The organism is Lacticigenium naphthae DSM 19658 (assembly GCF_000425865.1).
In the GTDB taxonomy this organism is placed as follows: Bacteria; Bacillota; Bacilli; order Lactobacillales; family Carnobacteriaceae_A; genus Lacticigenium; species Lacticigenium naphthae.
Genome location: NZ_AUEG01000001.1, coordinates 216,910 through 242,588, shown reverse-complemented (window position 1 = coordinate 242,588; position 25,679 = coordinate 216,910). Strand labels below are relative to the sequence as shown.

The 25,679-nt window shown below is 33.1% G+C and carries 27 protein-coding genes and 2 other annotated features; of the genes, 23 read left to right on the top strand and 4 right to left on the bottom strand.

What is annotated here, in order from left to right:
* From dnaI to H626_RS11765, 12 genes are all read left to right on the top strand, one after another.
* Entirely contained in the window at positions 1 to 927 is a 927-nt protein-coding gene (gene dnaI / locus H626_RS0101185; RefSeq protein WP_027107703.1) for a primosomal protein DnaI, read from the top strand.
* Between the two features lie 50 nt (positions 928 to 977).
* Positions 978 to 1,192 (top strand) — a binding site (T-box leader).
* Positions 1,193 to 1,267: 75 nt separating this feature from the next.
* Entirely contained in the window at positions 1,268 to 3,205 is a 1,938-nt protein-coding gene (gene thrS, locus H626_RS0101175; RefSeq protein ID WP_035618146.1) for a threonine--tRNA ligase, read from the top strand.
* A 42-nt stretch (positions 3,206 to 3,247) separates the two neighbouring features.
* Positions 3,248 to 3,392 (top strand) — a sequence feature (ribosomal protein L20 leader region).
* Positions 3,393 to 3,418: 26 nt separating this feature from the next.
* Entirely contained in the window at positions 3,419 to 3,940 is a 522-nt protein-coding gene (gene infC, locus H626_RS0101170; RefSeq protein ID WP_027107701.1) for a translation initiation factor IF-3, read from the top strand.
* Positions 3,941 to 3,963: 23 nt separating this feature from the next.
* On the top strand, positions 3,964 to 4,164 hold the full coding sequence (rpmI, locus tag H626_RS0101165; RefSeq protein WP_027107700.1) for a 50S ribosomal protein L35: 201 nt from the start codon (positions 3,964 to 3,966) through the stop codon (positions 4,162 to 4,164).
* A 47-nt stretch (positions 4,165 to 4,211) separates the two neighbouring features.
* Positions 4,212 to 4,571, top strand: coding sequence for a 50S ribosomal protein L20 (rplT, locus tag H626_RS0101160; RefSeq protein ID WP_027107699.1), 360 nt, complete (start codon positions 4,212 to 4,214; stop codon positions 4,569 to 4,571).
* Between the two features lie 155 nt (positions 4,572 to 4,726).
* The gene (locus H626_RS10325; protein WP_051237694.1) at positions 4,727 to 6,406 is read left to right on the top strand and encodes a peptide ABC transporter substrate-binding protein; all 1,680 of its coding nucleotides are present in this window, start codon (positions 4,727 to 4,729) and stop codon (positions 6,404 to 6,406) included.
* A gap of 234 nt (positions 6,407 to 6,640) precedes the next feature.
* A complete protein-coding gene (gene hemG / locus H626_RS0101150; RefSeq protein ID WP_027107698.1) occupies positions 6,641 to 8,047 on the top strand; it encodes a protoporphyrinogen oxidase in 1,407 nt (468 codons plus the stop codon).
* Positions 8,048 to 8,589: 542 nt separating this feature from the next.
* The gene (locus tag H626_RS0101145; protein WP_027107697.1) at positions 8,590 to 8,775 is read left to right on the top strand and encodes a hypothetical protein; all 186 of its coding nucleotides are present in this window, start codon (positions 8,590 to 8,592) and stop codon (positions 8,773 to 8,775) included.
* 114 nt (positions 8,776 to 8,889) lie between these two features.
* A complete protein-coding gene (gene lplA, locus H626_RS0101140) occupies positions 8,890 to 9,909 on the top strand; it encodes a lipoate--protein ligase (RefSeq protein ID WP_027107696.1) in 1,020 nt (339 codons plus the stop codon).
* 299 nt (positions 9,910 to 10,208) lie between these two features.
* Positions 10,209 to 10,526, top strand: a complete 318-nt coding sequence (locus tag H626_RS11775; RefSeq protein WP_027107695.1) for a transposase — start codon at positions 10,209 to 10,211, stop codon at positions 10,524 to 10,526.
* 8 nt (positions 10,527 to 10,534) lie between these two features.
* Positions 10,535 to 10,927, top strand: coding sequence for an IS3 family transposase (locus H626_RS11770; RefSeq protein ID WP_425411617.1), 393 nt, complete (start codon positions 10,535 to 10,537; stop codon positions 10,925 to 10,927).
* A gap of 46 nt (positions 10,928 to 10,973) precedes the next feature.
* Positions 10,974 to 11,291 carry a DDE-type integrase/transposase/recombinase gene (locus H626_RS11765; RefSeq protein ID WP_425411616.1) on the top strand — a complete coding sequence of 106 codons (318 nt, stop codon included), beginning with the start codon at positions 10,974 to 10,976 and terminating at the stop codon, positions 11,289 to 11,291.
* Positions 11,292 to 11,423: 132 nt separating this feature from the next.
* On the opposite strand, the gene trpS is transcribed toward H626_RS11765, so the two are convergent.
* On the bottom strand, positions 11,424 to 12,425 hold the full coding sequence (gene trpS / locus H626_RS0101125) for a tryptophan--tRNA ligase (protein WP_027107694.1): 1,002 nt from the start codon (positions 12,423 to 12,425) through the stop codon (positions 11,424 to 11,426).
* Positions 12,426 to 12,788: 363 nt separating this feature from the next.
* Here trpS and spxA point away from each other — a divergent pair, with 363 nt between their 5' ends.
* The 4 genes from spxA (at position 12,789) to pepF (ending at position 17,191) form a co-directional block, all read left to right on the top strand.
* Positions 12,789 to 13,196 (top strand): transcriptional regulator SpxA, encoded by a 408-nt coding sequence (spxA, locus tag H626_RS0101120; protein ID WP_027107693.1) that lies wholly within the window; start codon positions 12,789 to 12,791, stop codon positions 13,194 to 13,196.
* 169 nt (positions 13,197 to 13,365) lie between these two features.
* Entirely contained in the window at positions 13,366 to 14,028 is a 663-nt protein-coding gene (locus H626_RS0101115; RefSeq protein ID WP_027107692.1) for an adaptor protein MecA, read from the top strand.
* 128 nt (positions 14,029 to 14,156) lie between these two features.
* The gene (locus H626_RS11135; RefSeq protein ID WP_051237693.1) at positions 14,157 to 15,305 is read left to right on the top strand and encodes a competence protein CoiA; all 1,149 of its coding nucleotides are present in this window, start codon (positions 14,157 to 14,159) and stop codon (positions 15,303 to 15,305) included.
* 71 nt (positions 15,306 to 15,376) lie between these two features.
* A complete protein-coding gene (gene pepF / locus H626_RS0101105) occupies positions 15,377 to 17,191 on the top strand; it encodes an oligoendopeptidase F (protein WP_027107691.1) in 1,815 nt (604 codons plus the stop codon).
* Between the two features lie 133 nt (positions 17,192 to 17,324).
* On the opposite strand, the gene H626_RS10310 is transcribed toward pepF, so the two are convergent.
* Complete coding sequence (locus H626_RS10310) at positions 17,325 to 17,957, bottom strand: DsbA family protein (RefSeq protein ID WP_051237692.1); 633 nt, start codon at positions 17,955 to 17,957, stop codon at positions 17,325 to 17,327.
* A gap of 194 nt (positions 17,958 to 18,151) precedes the next feature.
* Positions 18,152 to 18,742, bottom strand: coding sequence for a CYTH domain-containing protein (locus H626_RS0101095; protein WP_027107690.1), 591 nt, complete (start codon positions 18,740 to 18,742; stop codon positions 18,152 to 18,154).
* A 134-nt stretch (positions 18,743 to 18,876) separates the two neighbouring features.
* On the opposite strand from H626_RS0101095, the gene yjbM reads away from it, so the two are divergent.
* Genes yjbM through H626_RS10300 form a run of 6 tightly spaced genes read left to right on the top strand, consistent with a single transcriptional unit; the run spans position 18,877 to position 23,896 of the window.
* Entirely contained in the window at positions 18,877 to 19,533 is a 657-nt protein-coding gene (gene yjbM / locus H626_RS0101090; protein ID WP_027107689.1) for a GTP diphosphokinase, read from the top strand.
* Between the two features lie 17 nt (positions 19,534 to 19,550).
* Positions 19,551 to 20,363, top strand: coding sequence for an NAD kinase (locus H626_RS0101085; protein WP_027107688.1), 813 nt, complete (start codon positions 19,551 to 19,553; stop codon positions 20,361 to 20,363).
* Complete coding sequence (locus H626_RS0101080) at positions 20,353 to 21,225, top strand: RluA family pseudouridine synthase (protein WP_027107687.1); 873 nt, start codon at positions 20,353 to 20,355, stop codon at positions 21,223 to 21,225. The genes H626_RS0101085 and H626_RS0101080 overlap by 11 nt, the downstream gene beginning before the upstream one ends.
* 33 nt (positions 21,226 to 21,258) lie before the next feature.
* A complete protein-coding gene (gene mgtE, locus H626_RS0101075) occupies positions 21,259 to 22,623 on the top strand; it encodes a magnesium transporter (protein WP_027107686.1) in 1,365 nt (454 codons plus the stop codon).
* A gap of 32 nt (positions 22,624 to 22,655) precedes the next feature.
* Entirely contained in the window at positions 22,656 to 23,645 is a 990-nt protein-coding gene (locus H626_RS10305; protein ID WP_051237691.1) for a ComEC/Rec2 family competence protein, read from the top strand.
* The gene (locus tag H626_RS10300; protein ID WP_035618145.1) at positions 23,645 to 23,896 is read left to right on the top strand and encodes a DUF3006 family protein; all 252 of its coding nucleotides are present in this window, start codon (positions 23,645 to 23,647) and stop codon (positions 23,894 to 23,896) included. The genes H626_RS10305 and H626_RS10300 overlap by 1 nt, the downstream gene beginning before the upstream one ends.
* On the opposite strand, the gene H626_RS0101065 is transcribed toward H626_RS10300, so the two are convergent.
* Entirely contained in the window at positions 23,893 to 24,321 is a 429-nt protein-coding gene (locus H626_RS0101065; protein WP_027107685.1) for a GNAT family N-acetyltransferase, read from the bottom strand. The two genes, H626_RS10300 and H626_RS0101065, sit on opposite strands and share 4 nt — an antisense overlap.
* 258 nt (positions 24,322 to 24,579) lie before the next feature.
* Between H626_RS0101065 and H626_RS0101060 the strand changes: the two genes are divergently transcribed.
* The gene (locus tag H626_RS0101060) at positions 24,580 to 25,677 is read left to right on the top strand and encodes an AI-2E family transporter (RefSeq protein WP_027107684.1); all 1,098 of its coding nucleotides are present in this window, start codon (positions 24,580 to 24,582) and stop codon (positions 25,675 to 25,677) included.
* Positions 25,678 to 25,679: the final 2 nt, after the last annotated feature.

The following is a 25,679-nucleotide window of genomic DNA, read 5'->3' as shown; positions in this document are numbered from 1 at the left end:
ATGGAAAATGTTGGGAAAAATTTTAAAAATTTAATGAGTAAAAATGACTTAGACAGGCAACTAGGTGTGTTGATGGAAACTGTGCTGAAGGATCCAGAGGTTTATCATTTTCTTAAAGAACATAAAGATGAGCTTACTACTGAAGGAATTGAAAGAAGTTACTCAGAATTATATGAATTTGTTCAAGAAAAAAGAAAATTTGGAAAAAATGAAAAAGACAGAGTTGCTCCAGGGTATAGACCCCAATTGATTGCATCCCAAGGTGGGGTAGCTGTTCAATATATACCGACAACCGACCTACTCGAGAAAAGAAAGCAAATGGAGCTTAAACAAAGAATAACTGCTGTGGACATGCCTAAAGACATTAGAGAAGCTGATTTAAAAGATTTCGAACCTACAAAGACGCGTCAGCAGGCAATACAGGAAGCTTTAGCTTTTATAGAAAACTATATTGAAAAACCAAAGGCTTTCCATAAAGCTCTCTATCTCCAAGGTCCATTCGGAGTTGGGAAGACTTACCTACTAGGAGCAATAGCTCATGCTTTAGCTAAAAACGGATACCCATCTACGTTGATTCATTTTCCAACTTTTGCTGTAGAAATGAAAAATTCAATTGGAAATAATACAACTGCCTCTAAAATAGAAGAAATTAAACGTACATCTATTTTAATGATTGATGATATAGGGGCTGATTCATTGTCATCCTGGATACGTGATGACATATTGGGAGTAATATTGCAACATCGTATGCAAGAAGAGCTGCCCACTTTCTTTTCATCAAATTTCAGTATGAAACAATTAGAGGAAGAACACTTACGCATCTCTCAAAGAGGCGAAGATGAACCCCTTAAAGCAAAACGAATTATGGAACGCATCAAATTTTTAAGTAAAGAGATAAAAATGGCAGGGAGAAATAGAAGATATTAAATTATACTTGAATATTTTTAATAAAAGTGGTAATCTAGCTACAAAATATAATGAAATCAATGATAAAGTCAATAATTTTAAGTTAGAGTATTAAAGAGAGGGAAAAGATGGTGAAATTTTCCTATGTTCACTTAAAATTTACCCCTTTTGAGAGCCTTTTTGAAATCAGTAAAAAAGGACGCCACCTAGCGTTAGAGGAATAAGGAAATAATCCAAAAAACTATTTCGAATACTGGGTGGAACCACGACTTAAATCGTCCCATTAAAAGCAATAATATGCTTTTAATGGGACTTTTTTTTGACATAATTATCATTAATTAACTAAATGGAGGGAAACATAATGGAGAAAATTAATATTGCCTTACCAGATGGAACTATCAAAGAATTTCATAAAGGAGTTACTCCAAAAGAAATTGCTGAGACTATCAGCAAATCATTGAGCAAAAAAGGATTGGCCGCAAAATTTAATGGGAATTCGATTGATTATAACCATGAAATTATGGAGGATGGGGAAGTTGAAATTATAACTCCAGATCATGCAGATGCTTTACAAATTCTTAGACACTCAGCTGCTCATCTACTGGCACATGCATTGACACGTCTGTATCCGTCTATTCAATTTGGAGTTGGACCGACTATAGAAAATGGGTTTTATTATGATACAGACTCTGAGAAACCAATTACTGAAGAAGATTTAAAAACTATTGAAGAAGAAATGATGACAATTGTAAAAGAAAATCATTCTATAAATAGGAAGGTCATTTCAAGAGAAAAGGCTCTGGAATTATTTGAGGCAGATCAATACAAACAAGAGCTAATAAATGAATTACCAGAAGAAGAAACAATAACAGTATATGAACAAGGCGAATTTATTGATTTATGCCGAGGGATACATGTACCTTCTACTGGAAGAATCCAAGTATTTAAGCTTTTATCGTTAGCTGGAGCTTATTGGAGAGGTAACTCTGATAACAAAATGATGCAAAGAGTTTATGGGACAGCTTTTTTTGATAAAAAATCTCTAAAAGAATTCTTGAAGCAAAGAGAAGAAGCAAAAGAAAGGGACCATCGTAAATTAGGGAAAGAATTAGATTTGTTTATGATATCTCCTGAAGTTGGATCTGGATTACCATTTTGGCTTCCTAAAGGGGCTACAATCCGCCGCACTGTGGAAAGATACATTACGGATAAAGAAATTAGCTTAGGCTATGAGCATGTTTATACACCGGTATTGGCTGATGTGGGATTATATAAGAAATCTGGCCATTGGGATCATTATCATGAAGATATGTTTCCGCCAATGGATATGGGTGATGGTGAAATGCTCGTTTTACGACCTATGAACTGTCCACATCATATGGAAGTTTACAAGAATGATGTCCATAGTTACAGAGAGTTACCATTAAGAATTGCTGAGCTTGGTCAAATGCATCGCTACGAAAAGAGTGGGGCTCTGTCTGGATTACAGAGGGTGCGAGAAATGACCTTAAATGATGCACATATTTTTGTGCGACCTGATCAAATCAAAGAAGAATTTAAGCGTGTAATTGAATTAATGTTAGCAGTTTATGAAGATTTTGATATTAAAGACTATAGATTCCGAGTGAGTTATCGTGATCCTAATAATAAAGATAAATATTTTGATGACGATGACATGTGGGAAAGAGCTCAAAAAATGTTAAAGGAAACTATGGATGAAATGGAACTGGATTACTTTGAAGCTGAAGGAGAAGCAGCCTTTTATGGTCCGAAACTTGACGTACAAGTGAAAACTGCTATTGGGATGGAAGAAACGTTATCCACAGTTCAATTAGATTTCTTACTCCCAGAAAGATTTGATTTAACTTATGTCGGAGAAGACGGCGAGAATACTCATCGTCCAGTAGTTATTCATAGAGGAATCATTTCCACAATGGAAAGATTTATTGCTTACCTCATTGAGGAATATAAGGGAGCATTTCCTACTTGGTTAGCTCCCGTTCAAGCAACGATTATTCCTGTGAATTTAGATTTGCATTTTGACTATGCTTCAGAAATCAAGAAACAATTGAATGAAATTGATATGCGTATAGACGTAGATATGCGAAACGAGAAAATGGGATACAAAATTAGAAGTTCGCAGACCCAAAAGATACCTTACCAAGTAGTTGTTGGTGATAATGAAGTGGCTGATCGTTCAGTGACAATTAGAAAATATGGAGAAAAGCAAACAACAACTTTACCGCTAGAAGAATTTATCGAAAATTTGAGTAATGAATTACAAAAAACAGGAAAGTAGTTTGACAATATATATTAAAAGTGGTAAGCTATAAAAGTTGAGAAAACCAAGCAGAGGCAACCCGCTTCTCGCCTTAGAGACAAAAAGTTTCTGGGCAGATATCTATTCAAGACTTTCACAATGAAAATTTGTGTCAAAGTGCGGATGAAGATAGGCGGGGAAATATTCCCCGTCTTTTTTCTGCAGTTCTTCTCTCAAATATTTTGGAGGTGAATCATCATAGCAAAAGACATGATTGTCAACGATGGAATTCGAGCTCGCGAAGTGCGTCTTATCGGTAAAGATGGTGAACAGATTGGTGTTATATCAACAAAAGAAGCTCTAGTGAAAGCTGAAGAAGCTAATCTTGACTTAGTTTTGGTTGCACCGAATGGAAAACCACCTGTAGCAAGAATCATGGACTACGGGAAATACCGTTATGAGCTACAAAAGAAAGAACGTGAAGCAAGAAAAAATCAGAAAGTCGTCAATATTAAGGAAGTACGTTTGAGTCCGACAATAGATGACCACGACTTTGAAACTAAACTAAGAAATGCTAGAAAATTTCTTACTAAAGGTGACAAGGTTAAAGTATCTATACGTTTTAGAGGACGCGCGATTACTCATAAAGAAATTGGTCGTGAAGTTTTAGAACGTCTTGCTAAAGAAACATCTGATATCGCAGCAATCGAATCAAATGCTAAAATGGATGGACGTAGCATGTTTATCATGCTAGCACCTAAAGCAGAAAAGTAAGATAATGTTTAGGAGGAAAAAAAATGCCAAAACAAAAAACTCACCGTGGTTCAGCAAAACGTTTTAAAAGAACTGGATCCGGTAAATTGAAACGGTCACATGCTAAAACAAGCCATATGTTTGCGAATAAATCGCAAAAACAAAAACGTAAATTACGTAAATCAGCATTGGTTTCTAGCAGTGATTACAAACGCATCAAGCAACAATTATCACAAATGAAATAAAAAAGTAAACAAAGTGTTTGCTTAGGAGAAATTGAGGAGGAAATAACATGGCACGAGTTAAAGGTGGAATAATTGCCCGTAAACGCCGTAAAAAGATTTTAAAATTATCAAAAGGGTACTATGGTGCAAAACATCGTCTGTTTAAAGTAGCAAATCAACAAGTAATGAAGTCTTATCAATATGCATATAGAGATCGTCGTCAAAATAAACGTAATTTCCGTAAATTATGGATCACACGTATTAATGCTGCTGCCCGCTTGAATGGCTTAAGCTATAGTAAATTAATGCATGGATTAAGATTAGCTGAAATCGACGTAAATCGTAAAATGCTAGCTGACTTAGCAGTTCGTGATGCAAATGCATTTTCTGCAATAACTGAGCAAGCTAAATCTGCATTAAATAAATAATTTAAAATAGCAACTTTCTAATCTAGTATTTTTGGATTAGAAAGTTTTTTTATTTCTGTATATATAATTAAAATTCAAAAAGTAATTTCATAGATTTCTCCTATGCAAAGTGGAATTATAGTAAACTATTATAGAATAAGAATGGGAGGATCGTCATGAGAAATTATAAATACTATCTAGTAAGTTTATTATTTGTTGGGCTTTTTATTCTTTCGGCGTGTTCTTTCAGAGTGTTTGAAAATCAAGAGGATAAGGAAACGACTCAGGCTATGGGGAATACAAATGAAGACAAGCCTAAGTTGAAAATTCAGTTGATGGAACAAAAAGAATTAGCTTCACTTGACCCGGCTGATTCAATTCAAACCGTAAGTTTTAACGCCTTGGTCAACTCTATGGAAGGACTATACAGATATGGAGTAAATAACCAACTAGAATTAGGAATGGCAGAACGCCATCCAACAATATCAAATAACGGAAAAACCTACGAGTTTACAATCAAGGAAGATGCTTATTGGTCTAATGGAAATCCTGTTACTTCCTATGATTTTGAATTTGCATGGAAAAGAATGGTTGATCCAGAAAATCAAGCTTTTTACCGTTATTTATTCGATGATGTGATTCTAAATGGTTCTAAAATTTTACAAGGGAAAATGAATCCTGATGAGCTAGGAATTGAATCAGTCGACGCAAAAACTTTACGTGTAAATTTAGAACAAGAGACAGCACACTTGGACACTCTCCTGACCTTACCGGCATTCCTTCCTATAAATGAAAAATTTTATAATGAAACGGGTAATGAATTTGCAACTAGAAGTGATAAGACACTTTTCAATGGACCTTTTGTTATTGAAGATTGGTCAAATATTGAAAACGAATGGACTTTGAGAAAAAATTCAAATTATTGGGATAAAAAGAATGTGAAACTTGATGAAGCAGTATTCAAAGTGGTAAAAACATCTGAAACTGCCCTTGACTATTTCATGCAAAACAAGCTGGATAGAGCGGTTATTAGTAAACCTGAATCAAAAACAATCGACAATAATACCTTTGTAAAAAAAGAACCGACCAGTGCAACCATGTACCTAAAATTTAATATGAAAGAAACAAAAGAATTCAATCCATTGATCAATAAAAAGTTAAGAAAAGCATTAGGTATTGCAATTAATAATAGGCAGTTTGTATCGTCAGTATTGAATAATAATGCCGTCCCCTCGACAGGACTCATTCCTACAGGGCTGAGTAACCACCCCACAACAGGGATTGATTTTAGAGAGGATAGTTCCAGTTATTTGAGCCATGACGTACGAGAAGCTCGTTCTTTATTTCAACTTGCTTTGAAAGAATTAGAACAAGAAGAAATTACGCTTGAAATTGTTGCTGATGATACCCCAATAGCAATTGATTCTCTTGTATTTCTTCAAAGAAATATGATGAGGACCTTGCCAGGATTAAACATCAATATAAAAAGTGTCTCATTCAAGCAACGCATGATTTTAGATGAAACGAATAATTATTCTATCCAGTTAGGTGGATGGGGAGCCGATTATAAAGATCCAGTGACTTTCTTAGAATTGTGGACTTCTCAAAATCCTAATAATACTTCTGGATATTCTAATACCCAGTTTGATGATATTTTACAAAAAGCAAAACTAACTATTGATAAAAATAAAAGATGGGATTATTTGAAGGAAGCCGAAAAAACTTTATTCGATAATCCTCCGCTTGTCCCCTTATATCAACCGATAACGACAATTTTTGAAAAAGAATTTTTCGATAATATTATTACTATACATGATGGTCAAACTATCTCATTGAAATATGTCTATCGAAAATAAAACGGGAAGTCCAAATAGGTAAAACAGAGCTGATGTTAATTCTGACATGCTCTGTTTTTTTAGTTAAAATAATAGTTCGAAAATTGTTGCATTAGAGAACAAAAAAATAAAAAAATGTGTTTTAATAGTAGTAGGGAAGAATCAAAAAATAAAAACATGTTATAATAGATTAATGTTTTTAATCAACAAATGTATATGATCTCTTAAATTGAGAGAAGTGTGAGGGTACGGTTCATGAAAAGATCAAAAAAACGTATAGCTATTATTGGAAGTGGGATAACCGGATTAACAACTGCCTATCGGATAAAAAAAATTATTGAACGGGATAATTTACCCATTGAATTGGTAATCTTTGAGGCATCTATTAGATCAGGTGGCAAAATTTTCACAATGAAACAGGATGATTTATATTTGGATATGGGAGCAGAATCTATCGACATTCGTATGCCACAAGCATTAGAATTAATTAAAGAGTTAGGTTTACTTCCGAACATAGAAAAGAGCAAAAACGGGAAACCAGATATATTTTTTTATAACCAATTGTATTCAGCGGATTTCCCTACTTATAAAGGAATACCTGTTTATTCAAAAGATATTTGGAAGTATTCGATTTTATCTTTTCAAGGTAAACTTGCTTTTTTGAAAAATATCCATAAAAAACAATCAAGACTTAAAAAAGATATACAAATCAGTGAATATTTAAGAAAAAGAATTGGATCAGAGATGGCCGAACATGTTGTTGAACCGTTTTTTTCGAAGATATATGCAAGTAGTGTAGATGAAATGGGAATTAAAGCTAGTCGAGAACAAATTTTTGAAGTTGAAAAAGCTAATGTGAAATTACCAAAAGGCTTAGTCGAATCTTCGCATTTATGGGATGGAAAAGGAAACTACGTCACCTTCAATGAAGGATTGGAAGTGTTAACCCAAAAACTTGTAGAAGAACTGAAACCATATATTCGATATAATAAAACGGTAACTGAAATCAAACCAAATAAAGAAGGTACCTACATTCTAGATATTAATCACAAACAACAAGTTCGGGTGGGTTCCGTCTGTGTGGCTACTGATCCGAAAGCATATGGAGAGATATTTGACGACGAAGTACTGTCGGCCGAATTTTCTAAAATGAAATTAGGGTCTATAGGTTATGTATTATTTAGCTTTCCTAAAAATAGTATTCAACAAAAACCAAAAGGATTTGGTATAGTAGCACCTAGGAGAAATGATTCTTTTGTAACTTCCGCAGTATGGTTAAATAAAAAATGGGAATTTTTACATAGTCATGCTGAAGAACTTGTTGGGGTCAGTTTCGGACGTGTAGAAGAAGAATTTATTATGTCACTTAGCAACAATCAGTTAGAAGAATCAATTTTAGCTGACATTAAAAAAATGTTTGGGATAAAAGATGATCCTAATTTTCGTATAATAAAAAGATGGCCACACTCTATTCCGCAATACCAAGTTGATCATGAATTGAGAGTTGAGGCTATTGAAGCAAGATTACGTTATCAATACCCGGGTGTATTTATAGCGGGAAATGGGTTCAAAGGGTTTGGAATAAACCCTTGTATCGAACAAGCTAATAAGGTTAGTATGGATATGATAGAGCATATAAAAAAACAAAATAGCATTTTTTAATGATCTAAAAACAATAGTGAAAAATATGAATAGTATAAACATCAGGGTGTTCCTGAAGTCTATACTATTTTTGTTTTTTTTAAGGTTAGATACAGAGATTCTTTTTCTCTTTTATTCTTGAATGGTGTAAAATTGAGGAGTAGGGAATGAGAGGAGATTGAACAATTTGTGTAACTATTTTAGGCTACTGGAGGGATACCTAACGTGAGTCCTAGTATTCGTAGTTAATTGATTGAATCAGATGGTTTCATAGATGTGTCGGAAGTAGCTCTTTGCTGACCTTAGAATATCATTTTGATCCTTTAAGATTAGTTTCAGTCTTACTTTCATTATCATCACGATCGTACAGGAGAATTAGGGGGACAGTTAACTCATTTACTGAAAAAGGATAAAGATGGTAAATATGTCCAATACTTCCAATATTCAATGATAGTTAATACTTTTATCGAGATGGAGAATCCTTTCAATTTGGGTACTTTTAAGGTAGAATATTTACAAACTTTATATCCAATAAAATATTATGCAATTAGAAATGAAGGAAGATGGAAAGTGAAAAAAATTCTATTCAAGGCCCACTCAGCTTTCAAAAATATTTGTCTTTGTTATTAAGAATGCTAACTTGTTTAAGGGAGACACTAAATATAGTTGAAGAGAATGGAAAGCATTCAGCTCATATGATTTTAAAAGAAATAGCAAATATTGGAAAAGAAGTGCAGCTAAATTATTAACACATTTACCATAAAATAGAAGTTTAAATGAACAAAAAATGAAGCAATCAGATACACTGGAAATAATCCAGTAGTATTAGCCATAAAAATAAATATAAATCAAAGGGGTATAATATGTATTACGTAAAAAATGAGCGAAATGGACAGGAAGTCAATGATGCACGCTTAAACTTAGCAATTGAATATTATTTGCTAAATGAAGTTAGCCTGGATGAACCAATTCTATTGTTTTATATAAATGATAATGCGATAATAATCGGGAAAAATCAAAACACATACGAAGAAGTCAACACAAAATATGTAGAAGAAAATGAGGTTACTGTTGTTAGACGTTTTTCTGGTGGGGGTGCAGTGTACCATGATTTTGGTGTATTAAATTTTTGTTTTATTACTCAAGATGATGGGGATTCATTTAGAAATTTCAAAAAATTTACTAGCCCTGTTATTGATGCACTACATAAGATGGGTGTAGAAGGAGCGGAGTTAAAGGGTAGGAATGATTTGGTCATTAATGATCTGAAGTTCTCTGGAAATGCAATGTATTCCAAAAACGGCAGAATGACTGCTCATGGAACCTTAATGTTTGATAGTGAGATAGATGCAGTGGTAGGTGCTTTGAAACCAAAAAAACATAAGTTAGAATCAAAAGGGATAAAGTCTATTAGAAGTAGAGTGACAAATATCAAACCATTCTTGGATGATGACTATCAATACATGAATACAAAACAGTTTAGAGAAAAGTTGCTTTTAAATATTTTTAATGTAAATTCTATAAAAGAAGTGAAAGAGTATAAGCTGACTGACAAAGATTGGAAACAAATCGACAAATTTGCTGAACAATACACTGCTAACTGGGAATGGAACTATGGGACTTCTCCCAAATTTGATTTAGAGCGTAGCGAAAGATTGTCTATAGGGACAGTCGAGGTTAAATTAAATGTCGAGAGAGGTATGATTACAGAACTCAAAATTTATGGAGATTTCTTTGGATTAGGAGAAATTTCGGATGTTGAGCAAAAATTTATAGGGTGCAATTATAATCAGAAAACAATTAGTGACATTTTAGAACAGGTAGATTTATCTTATTATTTTGGAGATGTTTCGAAAAAAGAATTGGTCGACCTAATTTATTAAGCGATTCTTTTGACATGTTTCCTGTTAAACGTTCAATTCAACGTAAATAAAAACAGAGTGTGACAAAATTTTTCACCCGAATAAATTTTCACAACTTTATCCGTAAGTCTATTGGCGCAACAACGGCTTTAGCGCCGTGATATGGATAGCGGAACTGGTTTTTTGAGCATGTTTAGAAGGTAAAGTTCAGGAAACAAAAAAAGCTGGGACAAAAGTAGACTAACATAATTAAATGAGACAATATAAAACACCTTCGAAATGGTATAATCAGTAAAATACTATATTGGAGGTGTTTTTGCGTGGGCAAAAACATGTATTCAAGTGAAGTGAAATGGGCAGTTGTCAAAGCCAAACTGAGTGGCGAACTAACAAACCAAAATATTATGAAAAAATACGGTATAAAGAATGTATCTCAGATTAAAACATGGAGGCAATGGTATCGAACAAACCAAATTCATCGCTTTGATCAGCCGATTGGAAAACAATATTCTTATGGACTTGGACCGGATTTGAAAAATGAAGAAGAAAAAAAGACCAAACATGTGGAACATTTACAAATGGAGAACGAGATTTTAAAAAAGTATTTAGAGATGAGCAAGGAGTTGAAAAAGAAGTAGTCCATCAATTGGTAGACAAGTTTAGAAAAAAGTATACGGTCACTGCTATTTTAGCTGCTTTGGGGATAGCTCGTTCCTCGTATTACCGATGGACGAAAGAACCAAAGAAAATATTATCGGAAGTAGAATTGGCTATTACAGAATTATGTCAAAAACATACATACCGTTACGGGCACCGAAAGATAACGAAGCTCTTGAAACGTAGATATAAAATTAAACGTCACCGGAATACCGTTCAACGGATCATGCAAAAACTCAACTTACAATGCCGAGTAAAACCAAAACGTAAGTGGAAGTCTCAGGGAGAGACCGTAATCATTGCGCCTAATTTATTGGCAAGAAACTTTAGTGCCTCCAAACCAAACGAAAAATGGGTGACTGATATTACGTATATTCAATAGGGTCCGAAAACGCTGCATCTTTCAACCATTGTAGACTTGTTTAACAATGAAGTCGTCGCATATAGGCTATACAATCATCAACAGACAAATAGTGACGGATACTTTGAAAGCAGCCTTAGAAGCAAGAAAGAATCCCAAAGGAGTCTTGATTCATTCTGACCAAGGATCTGTGTATACTTCTTATGCTTTTCAAAGTTTAGTGAAGGAAAAAGACTTGGTGAGTAGTATGCCCAGAAGAGGAAACTGTTGGGATAACGCAGTTATCGAGTCATTTCATTCAAATATTAAATCAGAAAAGTTCCAATATGTTAAATTCCACTCGTTGTCCTTGCAAGAGGGATTGCTCGTGTCATTAACTATATGAATTATTACAATAATGAACGAATTTAAGAAAAATTAGACTACGACTCCCCACTAGAATTTAGAGGAATAGCAGCCTAAGAAGGTGTTTTATTAGTGTCTCAAATCAGTATGTCAGTCTAAACTCCCAGTTCTTTTATCTCTTTCTTCCTAAACCTACAGCTCTTTGCATTTTTTTTAATGTTTTATTAGCAACTTTTTGAGCGCGTTCGGCTCCTTCGTCTAAAATAAAATCCAATTCTCCAGAGTCTAGTAATTCATTGTGTCGTTGTTGAATCGGTTCTAAAACTGCAATAATTGCTTCGGCCAAATCGTTTTTAAAAGTGGCATAGTTACTGTCTTTATACTTATTCTCTAAATTTTCAATTGAAATATGTGTAAACGCAGAAAAAATCGTTAATAAGTTCGATATAGCCGGTTTTTTTTCGGTATTGTATTCAATAATACCACTAGAATCGGTTACTGCACTTTTGATTTTCTTACGAATTACATTTGGTTCATCTAACATAGATACATATCCTTTTGGACTACTATCAGATTTACTCATCTTTTTCATTGGATCTTGTAGACTCATTATTCTACCACCAGATTTAGGAATACTCACTTCAGGTAGTGTTAAAAGAATATTACCATTACCATATCTTGTATTAAATCGGTTAACAAAGTCTCTGGTTAATTCGATATGCTGTTTTTGATCTTCTCCTACAGGAACTTCGTCTGCTTGGTAAAGAATGATATCAGCTACCATTAAGGGGGGATAAGTCAATATTCCAGTAGGTACGCCACTTTTTTCATATTTAGAAGATTTATCCTTGAATTGTGTCATTCTTTCTAATTCACCAATAGAAGTATTGCATTGAACAATCCATGCTGCTTCAGCATGTGCAGAAACTTCAGACTGAATAAATATTACACTTTTTTTAGGATCTAAACCAATCGCAACATATAGAGCAGCGAGACTTTTTGTTTGTTGTCTAAGTTTGTTTGGTTCTTGTTGAACAGTAATCGCATGTTCATCAACTATACAAAAATAGCACTGATTGTTTTCTTGAATCGAAATAAACTGTTTCATGGCACCAATATAGTTTCCAATAGTGGGTGTACCACTTGGTTGAATTCCTGAGAAAATTTTCTTCATTTTTACAGCCCTTTCTTTTTACTAAACTAAGTCAATTATAAGTTAAGCGATGAAGAAATCAAACCACTATTATGAATTAAAATAATTTAATATTATTCTATCTTTTTTATAACGTTTCAGATTGTATTTATTTTAATGTGGAGCTTGGTTTCAAAAAAACAAAAGTCAATAAAATCAACGATTAAAAATAATGTTCTTCCGAAAGATTAACGAATTAACACGGAAATTTGTCTAAATTTTGACAAAAGCGTAGATAATTCATAGAAAATATTGTATACTGATTAATGTAGACGTCACTAATGCAGAAAAGCACTCATACAATCATAATTTTCAGTGTGAAATAATGAAGGGAGAGCAATACATATGGTAACGTTGTTTACATCACCGAGTTGTACATCTTGTAGGAAAGCTAAAGCATGGTTAGAAGAATTCAATATTTCTTATGAAGAAAGAAATATCTTTTCTAGCTCATTGACAATTAAAGAAATTAAATCAATTATGATAATGACAGAAAATGGAACGGAAGATATTATTTCTACTAGATCCAAAGCGTTTAATCAATTAAATATAAGTATAGAAGAATTATCACTTTTAGAATTATATAATCTTATCCAAAAAACACCAGGTATATTAAGAAGACCCATCATGATTGACTCAAAAAGAATCCAAGTGGGATATAACGAAGATGAAATTCGCCGTTTTCTACCACGTGAAGTTAGGGCACTCGAACTTAAAAAAGCTCAACAAATAGCTGGCATCGCTCTATCATAAAAAAACATTCATGAGAATATAAAACCTCTTTTTGTTAAGCAAACAAAAAGGGGTTTTATCATTTGAAAATTAGTTTTCTCTAAAGACGCTTTACATTCTCAAAATAATCTTTAAAATAAGAGGGGATAGTCCATCGGTAAAGAGATCGTAAGAAAAGGGGTGTGGGACTATGGAAATGGAGCATATCAACGAAGATACAATTAGGGTACAAATAAAACATGCTGATTTAGAAGAAAGAGGCATAGAATTTTTGGATTTATTAGGAAATCAAAAGCAAATCGAAAAATTCTTTTATAGTATTTTAGAGGAAGTAGATTTAGAAGATGAATTTCAGGAATCAGATGCAGTTACTTTTCAAGTGATGCCAACTAGTGAGGGTTTAGAATTATATATAAGTAAAGATTCTGCTGGACCAGACATTGATTCTACAACACAAAATAATGTTGAAAGTATAGATGCTAAGCAATCTTCTAATTTTTTCAATAGAATACGCGAAATGAAAGAAGCAGAAAAGAACAACTTGGTAGATAATGAGAAAGAAGATATAGTAAAAAAAGTTGTCGAACTCCAAAATTTTGATGATGCTATTCTATTGTCGGAAAGATTATATTTAGAGGGCGGACTATCCTATTTAATAAGTTATCAAAACAAATACTATATATATTTCTTATTCTATAAAGAAGAAATGCTTTTAAGAAACCCGACTGAAGAGTGGGCAGTAGCTTTAGAATATGGACATAAGACTAAACTTACTGGCGATTTTTTGATGGAACACGGGAAAATTTTGCTAGAAGAGACTGCTCTAAAATCCTTGAGATATTATTTTAAATAGTAAATAGATTGATTTAAGACCTGTTACATCTAAACCACTCAGTTTAGATGTAACAGTTTTTTTGCGTAATGCATAGACAAAAAAAATTTGAGCATCTTTATCGTATTATATAGCAGGAGGATAAAGATATGTTAATTGCATTAAACAAAGACAAAAAGCGTGTAAATGCTCAAGACTGTATAGATAGTAATAATAAAACGACGAAGTATGTATGCCCGAGTTGTAAACAAGATCTTGTTTTGAAAAAAGGGACTATTAAAATTGCTCATTTCGCTCATAAAAAGAAGAGTGAATGCATCAGTTTTTCAGAAGGGGAAACAGAGGAACATCTTCTTGGAAAACAATTGCTTTTTGAAATGTTGAGAAAAAATATGCAAGAGGTCTATTTAGAAGCATATTTATCCGATTTGAAACAACGACCCGATATTTTGTGGAAAACAGATGAAGAAAAAATTGCTATCGAATTTCAGTGTACTACATTAAATATTAGACGCATGAAAGAACGTACGTCTAATTACAAAAGGAGGGGCTATAAAGTAATTTGGATTTTAGGTAAAAACTTACATATAAAAAACAAGCTAACAAACCTACAAAAAACTTTTGTAGGTATCACTGATAGCGGGATTTTTTATTCCCTGGAATTTGATGTTTCCAATAAAATGTTTACCGTAATTTATAATTTGAATTCTATCAATCACTCTCGAAGAATAGACTACAAGATTAAAAGTTGGCCTATCAAAAGTAAGGACAATATCATCAGATTCATGAGAAATAGTAACGGTTTAAATTTTGAGGTTAACAATTTCCCTCGATATAACTTATCCATTCGAGACAATTATATTCGATCGAACGCATATTATTCAAATAGAGCTACGAAATTGTTTATGGAAAAAATATATCAGAATCGAGATTCATTAATAAGTATCCCAATTGAATGCTATGTCACATTGCCATGTGATTGGATGATTTCGAGTTCCAACATGCTTTGGAAATATTACTTGCTAAAATTTATACAATTGAATTCAAAGAATGAATTCACGACCAAAGAATTAAAATGTGTGTGGGAAAAATTAATTACAAATAAACTATTAATTTTATCTGATTTTCCATTGGTCAGTTCTGATGTTTTGGATACTCCCCTGAAAGAATTCTGCAACTTTTTGGTGAAACAAAATATATTAAAGGATAAAGGAGATCAAGTATGGAGAATTAATAAAAGACCTATATTCTATAGAAACGAAAGAGCAAAATACAAGCAAATTTTTTTATGCAAATAGTTAAAGAAGCTTTAAATGAAATAAAATTATGATAAAATGAGAGGGTGATGAAAAAAACAGGAGGTTTTCTAATGTCAAATGTGAAGCAACTACCAAATCGTCAAGATTTACCTGAAAAATCAATGTGGGATCTCAGTGTGATTTTTGAATCGGATGAAGATTTCAATCAAGCTTATCAGAAAGTTGAAGAAATGATCCTTGAAGTTAAGACTTATCAGGGAAGGTTGGCTGAGAATTCAACCATTTTCTTGCAAGCACTGGAATCATTGCTTGCATTGTCACAAAAACTAGAGACAGTTTATGTTTATTCTCATCTGAAAAATGATCAAGATACTTCTAATTCCTTTTACCAGGCAATGAATGACAGGGCTCAAATGTTGGCTACTCGAGCCGGTGAAGCAATTGCATGGTTTGAACCAGAGGTTTTAGCATTAGATCCTAATAAACTAGAAAATTATTTTATTGAATCTAATGAATTGAAGATATACAAACATTACATTGATTCAATGACGTCAAACCGCGAGCATGTCTTGTCTTCTGAAATGGAAGGGTTGCTTGCTGGAGCAAATGATTTATTTCAGGCATCAAGTAAGACTTTTAGTGTTTTAAATAATGCAGATATCCAGTTTCCATCAGTAAAAGACGAAGACGGAAACGAAGTACAACTTTCGCATGGTATGTATGGTCAATTATTGGAGAGTACAGATAGAGAAGTTAGGGAAGATGCATTCAAAAAACTTTATGAAGTCTATGAAGGATTGAAAAATACTTTTGCCAGTACTTTGGCAGCAAATGTACGCTACCATAACTATACTGCAAAAGTACATCATTTTTCATCGGCTCGCGAACGTGCTCTTAGTGAGAACCATATTCCTGAGACTGTTCATGATACATTAATCAATGTTGTAAATAAGAATTTACCTTTACTGCATCGTTATATGGGTTTAAGAAAAACTCTTTTGAATATTGAAGAAATGCATATGTACGATTTATATACTCCAATTACAGGAGAAACAGGAATAAAATATAGTTATGAGGAAGCTAAAGAAGAAACTTTTAATGGGCTATCAACGTTAGGAACTGAGTACAAAGCGGTTCTTAATGCTGCCTTTACTGACCGTTGGATCGATGTTGTCGAAAACAGAGGTAAAAGAAGTGGTGCATATTCTTCGGGAGCCTACGATACAAATCCGTATATTTTATTAAATTGGCATGATTCATTAAACCATTTGTATACTTTGGTCCATGAACTGGGACACAGTGCGCACAGTTATTTCACAAGAAATAATCAACCGTATGTATACGGAGATTATTCAATATTTTTAGCAGAAATTGCATCTACTACAAATGAGAACTTATTGACTGATTATCTTTTAAAAACCAAAGAAGATGCCAAGGTTCGTATTAATATTTTAAATCATTATTTAGATGGATTTAAAGGCACTGTATTTAGACAAACCCAATTCGCTGAGTTTGAACACTTTATGCATGAAGAGGCCGCTAAGGGAGTTCCATTAACAGCAGAGTATTTAAGTGACTCATATAAAAAATTAAACGATAAATATTACGGACCGGCGGTAGAGAGTGATCCCGAAATCGCTGTAGAATGGTCTAGAATACCTCATTTTTACTATAATTATTATGTATATCAATATTCTACTGGTTTTTGTGCTGCAACTGCTTTAGCAGATAAAATTGTAAATGGGGAAGAGGGGGCATTAGATCGCTATCTAGCTTATTTGAAATCAGGCAATAGTGATTATCCTATCGATGTAATGAAAAAAGCAGGTGTGGATATGACCAACAGTGAGTATCTTGAAAGAGCGTTCAAAATATTTGAAAACAGACTAAATGAGTTGGAGAGTTTATTGATGGCTTCTAAATAATGGTTTCTCCTGACTCAATATATAAAAGTGGCACACTACACAGTCACTATTACGCATATAATCATTTTTGTATGTACAACATTATTTGATTGATACTCCAATCAAAAAAAACGAAAATAAAAAGCTATTCAAATTAATTTGAATAGCTTTTTATAATTTTTTTGGAAGAGAGATTGTGTATTTTTTGATTTTGGCTATCACACAATCCATGTAAAACTTCTTTAGAAACAGTAGATTCAATTACAGAACCATAATCTGAAGACATACTTGAAAATAGAACAAGGGAAGGAGTCTGACTGACATCCATTTCTCGAGCTATTTTTTGATCTTTAAGGAATAACTGCTTGGTGAAATCCGCATGCCAGTCTTCTAAAAACATTTCTGTATCGATCGGAAGTGATGAAATGATTTCAGAGATCAATTTGTTAGAAACTTTGTTTTGCTGTTCAATCAGAGATTTTTGTAGAGCCATTAAAAATTGACGACCAATATTTTTCCCTTGCATAGACACGGCAGTAAATGCTAAAGCTGTTTCGTAAGTATCCATGTAAAGTTTGTTTCTTGTCTCGATAGTTGTTTCTTTGATGGGGTGGAGTGATAATTGTGTAGAAATAGTATGAAAATTAACAAAAGGAATGAACCTAAGTTTAACTTTTTCATTTCTTTCTTGTACAAAATCTAAAACTATTTTTTCTGTTTCATAACAACGGGGTCCTAAAGGATTAACGAATAAAAAGATTTCCATAATTTTTTTTGAAAATTCCATGGTTTAACACACCTAATTCTTATTATTTTTACTAAATTTACTATATTAATAGATTAACAAAGATAAACTAGTAAAGATAATATTGCGCTTTAAATATTTAGTGTTATTTATAAAATGTCAATATTTTGCCACAAAATATCTAGATTGTCTACAACAAAAGTTTGTTTTATTTGATAAACCAGGTGGATTTATGGTCAATTATCTAAATTAGAAGGAACATCATATGCACGAGCGATTTTGTTTCTAGCTTTACGGTAGGGAAGTTTATGACTAGCTAAAAAGTTCAAGAAGTCTACTTTGCCTTTTTCGTAATTTGTAACTTCTAATTCTAATTCATAATCTACAATGTTTTTGTAGTGACTTTCGTCTAAAACTAATAGACCTTCTGGGATATCTTTTTCAATACGATTTGTTTCTAATGTAGCTATCTTTTTTAAATTAGTGGAGTTGATTCCGATATTTTGAAGAACTGTTTGAATAGAGATGGGAACCTCGAGTGTATTTGATTGAATCATCCTTTTAGCTGCATCAACTGTTAAATCTTCAGAAGTTTCCAGTAAATAATTATCTTCAGGAGTTTTTAAAGTTATTTCAGCATGGTTATCATTTATTATACGAATGCGCAATGCAGATCGTTTTTCTTTAAGGTCTAAATTATTCGTATCAAAATAATGATTGATTTGATACTGTTTATCGACTTTATCCAACTGAAAATAATTCAACAATCTATCATATTCACTATTTAGCAAGAGAGATTTGAATTCGATTTCTTTGTTTTCAGACATATGAGTTCCCCTTTTCATTTTTTAAATAAAATTATCTAAGACACCTTGTTACAAAAGTACTGTATCTTCTTAGGTTATGTTAATATATATGAGAGGACATTTAAAGAAATAAGTAGAAAAAGAAGGTGTACTATATGGAAATGGAATGGGAAATGTATTTATTTCCTTATGCACAAACTGTAGAGGAACTAAAAATCAAACTAAAAGGAATAAGAAAAGAATATCAATTAGAAAATAGACATGTCCCTATAGAATTTGTAACAGGAAGAGTGAAACCAGTGGACAGTATACTATCTAAAGTTGAATTGCGAAATATCCCTTTAGACAGTATAGATACAGAAATGGAGGACATTGCTGGCTTAAGAATAATGTGTCCATTTGTAGAAGATATATATACTGTGGTTGAATTAATGAGGAAGCGTAAAGATTTAAAAATCGTGCAGACGAAAGACTATATTAAACATAAAAAAGACAGCGGATACCGTTCGTATCATTTAATATGTGAATATCCGATCCAATTGATTTCTGGAGAACAAAAGGTTTTGGTTGAAATTCAAATTCGGACATTGTCTATGAATTTTTGGGCGTCTATTGAGCATTCTTTGAATTACAAGTATAAAGGCGTTTATCCCGAAGAAATCAATGAAAGACTACAAAATGCAGCTGAATCTGCTTTTAAATTAGATGAAGAAATGTCAAAAATCAGAGAACAAATCCAAGAAGCACAAAGATCTTATTCTCAAGACAAAGGTAAAAATAAACAGAAAAATATCAAGCCAAAGAAAAAGTGACCAATGGGGGGAGTATATTGAATATTGCTATTTTCAGCAATAATACAGAAAAATCAAATGAAGTGACAAAAAAACTAAAAATGCTTTGTTTAAGTCACAAATTGAACTTGAATAATATTCTACCAGATATAGTAATTTCAGTTGGCGGTGATGGGACACTACTTTCTGCTTTCCATCGGTATGCTCACCTGTTGGACTCTATTCGATTTATTGGAGTCCATACTGGACATTTAGGCTTCTATACTGACTGGAGAGAATTTAATTTAGAAGAATTAGTTGAAAGCTTGGTGAACGATAAGGGAGAGAGTGTAAGTTACCCTTTATTAGATGTCGAATTGATTTATAAAAACAATCAACCGCACACCCATTTCCTTGCTTTAAACGAAGTAACTTTGAAAAGGGTAGATGGAACACTAGTCTGCGACGTTTTTATAAGTGAAGAGCATTTTGAAAGGTTTAGAGGAGATGGGATATGTGTCTCAACCCCTACAGGTTCTACTGGATATAATAAATCAATCGGCGGAGCCGTGCTTCATCCCCGATTAGAGGCGCTGCAATTAACAGAAATGGCATCGTTGAACAATCGAGTTTTTCGAACACTGAGTTCCCCCTTAATTATTGCTCCAGATGAGTGGATTAACCTCGAACCAAAAAATACAGATAATTTCATTCTAACGGTCGATCAATTGACTACCACTGAGAAAAATGTAAAAAAATTGAATTTTAAAATTGCAAAGGAACGGATTCATTTTGCGCGTTATAAGCATACTCATTTTTGGAACAGAGTGGAAGACGCCTTTATAGGAGCTAAATACAAAGATGAGATTTGAATGGAAATATACAAAACCAGACGGCTGTACGATGAAACAATTTATAACTAATGTCGGAATATCCAAAAGGTTATTAAGTAAAATTAAATACCGTGGGGGACACATTGCATTAAATGGAACGGAAGTGACCGTTAGAGAAATCATAACTAATGGTGATTTAATTACTATTTCAATGCCTCCGGAAGAACATTCAGATGGCTTAGAAATATCTCAAAAAGAAATAGAAATTCTGTATGAAGATTCCCATTATTTAATCGTGAATAAACCTATTGGTATTTATGCCGTACCCTCTGTAAATGATAGGTATCATTCTTTGACAAATAGAGTCAAAGGCTATTTGAAGAAGCACAAACAACATTATCAAGTTGTTCATGTTGTAAACCGATTGGATAGAGATACTAGCGGTATAATGATTTTTGCTAAGCACTCTTTCGCCCACTCTTTATTGGATAAAAAGTTTAAAGAAGGAGTCATAATAAAAAAATATACTGCGCGAGTCTCAGGAAGTGTTGATCAGGACCATGGAATAATAGATCTGCCTATTGCTAGGAATGCAGATTCTATTATAAAAAGGGAAGTTAGCCCGCATGGAAAAAAAGCTAAAACTGAATTTTGGATGAGAGAGAAAATGGGGAACGAAACGATCGTGGATATTCAGTTACATACTGGAAGAACTCACCAAATTCGTGTTCATTTTGCCGCTCTAGGATTCCCATTGGTGGGCGACAGTTTATATGGCGAAGCTTCACCAATATTTCCTCATCATCTTCTTCATTGCTATGAGCTCACAATTCCCCATCCGTTTACGAATGAAGACATCACTATTAGAGCAAGCGAACCGGACTGTTTTTATAGTCTATAAAGATTTGTTTGTAGTGATTAAGGAGTTTTATTCATGGAAAAAGAAACATTTGAATTAGAAAACGAATTAAATCAAATTAAAGAAGCTATACAAAATGAAAATTATCATGAGTTTTTAAATCGTTTCCATAATCTTCATGACAGGGATCAGGCCGATTTCTTCTTGGCCTTAAATGAAAACGAGCGAGTCAAGCTATACCACTATTTATCACCTATTGATTTAGCCGATTTATTTGATAGCATGGAAAATTATGAGGAAGACCATATCGATTATTTGAAAGAAATGGATACACGCTATCTAGCCGATATACTCAATGAAATGTACACGGATAATGTGGTTTCTTTACTTGAAAATTTTGATAAGTTAGACATCAATTATTTTCTCACATTGATGTCTAGAGAAAGATCCAATGAAATAAGAAAAATACTTCAATATGCTAAAGAAACAGCTGGCTCGATCATGACTACGGAATATATAGCTGTGTATATCAACCAAACGGTTAGTAGTGTTATGAAAGAGATAAAGGAAAAGGCTCCGGATGCAGAAACTATTTACTATCTGTATGCCGTGGATGAGATGAATAGATTACTCGGCGTTGTTTCTTTAAGAGATTTAATTGTGAGCGAGGACGAAACATTTATTAAAGAAATAATGATAGAAAACATTATTTCAGTTAATGTATTGGACGACCAAGAAGATGTAGCACATATAATGAGTGACTATGATTTCTTAGCAGTTCCAGTAATTGATGAAACACAGCACCTTCAAGGAATAATAACGGTTGATGATATTATTGATGTTATCGAGGAAGAAAGAGATAGTGACTATTCTGGATTGGCCGCAGTAGATGTCTCTGAAAAGGCGACAACACCTATGAAAGCAGCAGCCGGAAGATTGCCTTGGTTAATTACGTTGCTTTTTTTAGGAATGGGAACAGCTTCCTTAATCGATTACTATGAAAATTTAGTTAGGGAAGCAGCAATTCTGGCTGTTTTCATTTCGCTAATAACAGGAACAGCTGGGAATGCGGGGACACAATCTTTAGCTGTTGCAGTGAGAAGATTATCTGAAACCAAAGATAAGAAGAATTCTATTCGAGAATTAGTAAAAAACGAAATCATTACTGGTTTGATTACTGGAGTCGTTACTGGATTAGCCATTTTCTTTATAGTAAGTGTTTGGCAACAAAATTTTGTCTTAGGTTTTGTAGTTGCAATTGCCATGATATTTGCAGTAATCATGTCTAGTATCGCTGGTAGTTTTATCCCTATACTAATAGAAAAAATTGGATTTGACCCTGCTGTAGCCAGCGGACCATTTATAACAACATTGAGTGATTTGACTAGCGTATTTATTTATTTCTCAATAGCAGCAATTTTCCTCCCTTATTTTGTATAGTATTAAGTAGAAACTAAAAGGATGTAGGACACGTGGCAAAAAAACGAAAAACAAAAAAACAAAAACAACAAAGAAATCAATTAATTGGTTTTGTATTAACCTTAATATTTACATTTTTATTTGGTCTTTCGGTGGGTAAAGGTAATGGATTATCAAACATTTCAAAAAACATTGAAGAAATCAAAGAAAGATTTAGCCAACAATTTCAAGAAAGTACGGGCAAAGAAGAAAATTCTGATATTGTTTCTGTTCATTTTTTTGATGTTGGTCAAGGTTCGTCTAGTTTATTGCAATCTGAAGATGGAACAACTATTTTAATTGATACAGGTAGATACGAAGACAAAGACAAAAAAATACTACAGTACTTGGATAAATATATTGGAACAGGCGGTACAATCGATTTACTCATCTTTTCACACAATGATGCTGATCACATTGGTTATGGTGATTTAATATTAGATTATTACGATGTCAAAGAAGTATGGATGAATGGTGTGGATTCTACTAGTCAAATTTATGGAAAAATCCTGGACGGGCTGCTCGCAAATGAATCCATAGAGTATTTAGAACCTAAAAGAGGAGAAAAATTCAAGAAAGGTCCTTTTGATATTACTGTACTAAATCCTTCAAATGTTGTCAGCAACAATCAGAATGAAGCATCAATTGTTACGAATATCACAGTGAATGATACAAATATTTTATTTCCCGGGGATTTATCAACTAGCGGAGAGATAGAAATTTTTAATTCGTATCCTTCACTAAAAAGTGAGGTCGTACTTTTAGGACATCATGGTTCTGAGACGAGTACCGACGAGGTCTTTTTAAATAAAATCAATCCTAAAATAGCGATTTATTCTGCTGGGCAAAATAATTCTTATAATCACCCCTCCCCAAGTGTACTAAATCTTTTGGAAAAAAAAAATATTCCTTATTATGGTACTGACGAATATGGAGAAATCATTCTAAAAATCAATTCTACTGCTGAGATTTTTATTGAGGTGGAAAATGAGGAGTCTGAATAATGAAAATGATTATAGAAGAAATTGAAGGGGAAAAAGCGACATTAATAGGAGACGAGGTAAGTGAAGTCATTGTTTTACCTGTATCGCTTTTGCCTGAAAATTATGAATTAAAAGACATTGTAGAAATTACTTTGGATGAAAGCGAAATTGAAAAAAGTCAGATTGTTTTGTTGAAAAATGAAACACAAAAAAGAAAAAAAGTATTCCAACAAAAAAGAGAAAAATTGTTAAATAGAAAAAAGACTGATTAAAGTCTTTTTTTCATTTCCAAATGTATTATATTTGCTTCACTAAAAGGGTGGCTGGTGACTTCATAATCGTTTTTTTTATAAAAAGACACAACTTGTTCTTGGGCATTTAGGACGAGCAATGGAACACTAAGCTCTAAAGCTTTATTTTCAATTTCTTGTAACAATAGATAGCCAAACCCTTTATTGCGGTACTCTTTCTTAAGAGCCACACGCTGGATTTTGAAAAAATTATCCATGTGTGTGACTCTAGCAGTAGCTACAGGTACATTGTCTATATAACCGACCACATGCATAGCTATGTCGTCTTTCCTGTCTAACTCTATCTCTCTTGGTACTTTTTGTTCTTGTATAAAGACTGCTTCTCTTATTTCGCAAGATTCCTTGAATATATCTGAAGATATGTCTTTTGTCCATTCAAACTCCACTTTTTTGATACCCTCCTTTTATTGAATAAAGAAATCCCGTCTGGGTTAAGTGATTTGATTATACGATAAATAGCAACTCCAGCCAAGCAGTTTTTAGCAACTGAATAGTGTTAAGGAATACAAGGGGCAGAAGAACAAGAATCTAAATAATAAATAGGAGAAAGTGTTTAAAAGCACTGAGAAAATCTGTAGAATGAGAATAGCGAATACGAACACGAAATGTGCAACTAATTAATTTAGAGACGGGGATCAAATTACATGAAAAACTGGAAAGACTCAAATGTGTTTTTTGTTACTTTATGGTTGTTGATAATAGTTATGTTAGTTTATTATTCTTTAGAGATAGAATTTTTTTTGAATCCGTTAATTGGTATATTAACAGCATTATTCACACCATTGCTTGTAGCTGGTTTTTTGTATTATTTATTGAATCCTTTTGTAATCTTGCTTGAAAAAATAAAACTGAAAAGAATATATGGAATTATTTTAGCCTTAATAGTTCTCCTTGGAATCATTACTTTGTTTATCACTTTGGGTATTCCTGTGTTATTGCAACAATTCAGTTTACTAATTGCCGGAATCCCTTCGTTTATTAAGCAATTGGAAAGCTTAACCATCGAAATATCGCAAAAAGGTTGGGCGCAACAGATTGATTTTCAAGCGATCCTTGCCAGTATCGATATTTGGTTGAGTGATACGGGAACAAATTTATTGAATAATCTTGTAAGTAGCGTTGGAGAAACGATTTCAAAAATTACTGATACGATTTTCTTGTTTATTACAGTACCTGTAATTCTATTTTATATGTTACATGATGGATGGAAATTTCCTAATGCAGCATCCAAGATATTTCCAGAAAAGTACCAGGAATCCGTAGAAGCATTAATAAGACAAATTGGCTTAACTATCTCCAGTTATATAAGTGGAAAAGGCATGGCTTCTTTAATCGTAGGTATATTTTTATATATAACCTATTCTCTAGCATCCTTACCATTTGCATTATTGATTTCCGTTTTCGCTGGACTGACTAATTTTATACCTTATGTTGGACCATTTATTGGTGCAGCCCCTGCGGTTATTGTTGGGCTAACTATTTCACCCGTAACAGCAGTTGTTGCAGCTATATTGGTCCTTGTTATTCAACAAGTTGATAGCAATTTTTTAACGCCTCTATTTGTTGGGAAATCTCTAGCCGTTCACCCATTGACTGTAATCTTGATTTTGTTAGCAGCCGGAAATATTGCCGGCTTATTAGGAATGTTGATCGGAGTTCCTTTGTATGCAATCTTTAAAACAATTGTACTATTTATTGTAGAGAGTAAAAAGCAGTCAAAGGCTCATAAGAAGGGAATATAAAC

Coding starts and splice junctions, on each gene's coding strand:
- dnaI (WP_027107703.1), top strand. CDS start 1: ATGGAAAATGTTGGGAAAAATTTTAAAAATTTAATGAGTAAAAATGAC.
- thrS (WP_035618146.1), top strand. CDS start 1,268: ATGGAGAAAATTAATATTGCCTTACCAGATGGAACTATCAAAGAATTT.
- rpmI (WP_027107700.1), top strand. CDS start 3,964: ATGCCAAAACAAAAAACTCACCGTGGTTCAGCAAAACGTTTTAAAAGA.
- rplT (WP_027107699.1), top strand. CDS start 4,212: ATGGCACGAGTTAAAGGTGGAATAATTGCCCGTAAACGCCGTAAAAAG.
- H626_RS10325 (WP_051237694.1), top strand. CDS start 4,727: ATGAGAAATTATAAATACTATCTAGTAAGTTTATTATTTGTTGGGCTT.
- hemG (WP_027107698.1), top strand. CDS start 6,641: ATGAAAAGATCAAAAAAACGTATAGCTATTATTGGAAGTGGGATAACC.
- H626_RS0101145 (WP_027107697.1), top strand. CDS start 8,590: ATGGAAAGTGAAAAAAATTCTATTCAAGGCCCACTCAGCTTTCAAAAA.
- lplA (WP_027107696.1), top strand. CDS start 8,890: ATGTATTACGTAAAAAATGAGCGAAATGGACAGGAAGTCAATGATGCA.
- H626_RS11765 (WP_425411616.1), top strand. CDS start 10,974: ATGAAGTCGTCGCATATAGGCTATACAATCATCAACAGACAAATAGTG.
- trpS (WP_027107694.1), bottom strand. CDS start 12,425: ATGAAGAAAATTTTCTCAGGAATTCAACCAAGTGGTACACCCACTATT.
- spxA (WP_027107693.1), top strand. CDS start 12,789: ATGGTAACGTTGTTTACATCACCGAGTTGTACATCTTGTAGGAAAGCT.
- H626_RS0101115 (WP_027107692.1), top strand. CDS start 13,366: ATGGAAATGGAGCATATCAACGAAGATACAATTAGGGTACAAATAAAA.
- H626_RS11135 (WP_051237693.1), top strand. CDS start 14,157: ATGTTAATTGCATTAAACAAAGACAAAAAGCGTGTAAATGCTCAAGAC.
- pepF (WP_027107691.1), top strand. CDS start 15,377: ATGTCAAATGTGAAGCAACTACCAAATCGTCAAGATTTACCTGAAAAA.
- H626_RS10310 (WP_051237692.1), bottom strand. CDS start 17,957: ATGGAATTTTCAAAAAAAATTATGGAAATCTTTTTATTCGTTAATCCT.
- H626_RS0101095 (WP_027107690.1), bottom strand. CDS start 18,742: ATGTCTGAAAACAAAGAAATCGAATTCAAATCTCTCTTGCTAAATAGT.
- yjbM (WP_027107689.1), top strand. CDS start 18,877: ATGGAAATGGAATGGGAAATGTATTTATTTCCTTATGCACAAACTGTA.
- H626_RS0101080 (WP_027107687.1), top strand. CDS start 20,353: ATGAGATTTGAATGGAAATATACAAAACCAGACGGCTGTACGATGAAA.
- mgtE (WP_027107686.1), top strand. CDS start 21,259: ATGGAAAAAGAAACATTTGAATTAGAAAACGAATTAAATCAAATTAAA.
- H626_RS10300 (WP_035618145.1), top strand. CDS start 23,645: ATGAAAATGATTATAGAAGAAATTGAAGGGGAAAAAGCGACATTAATA.
- H626_RS0101060 (WP_027107684.1), top strand. CDS start 24,580: ATGAAAAACTGGAAAGACTCAAATGTGTTTTTTGTTACTTTATGGTTG.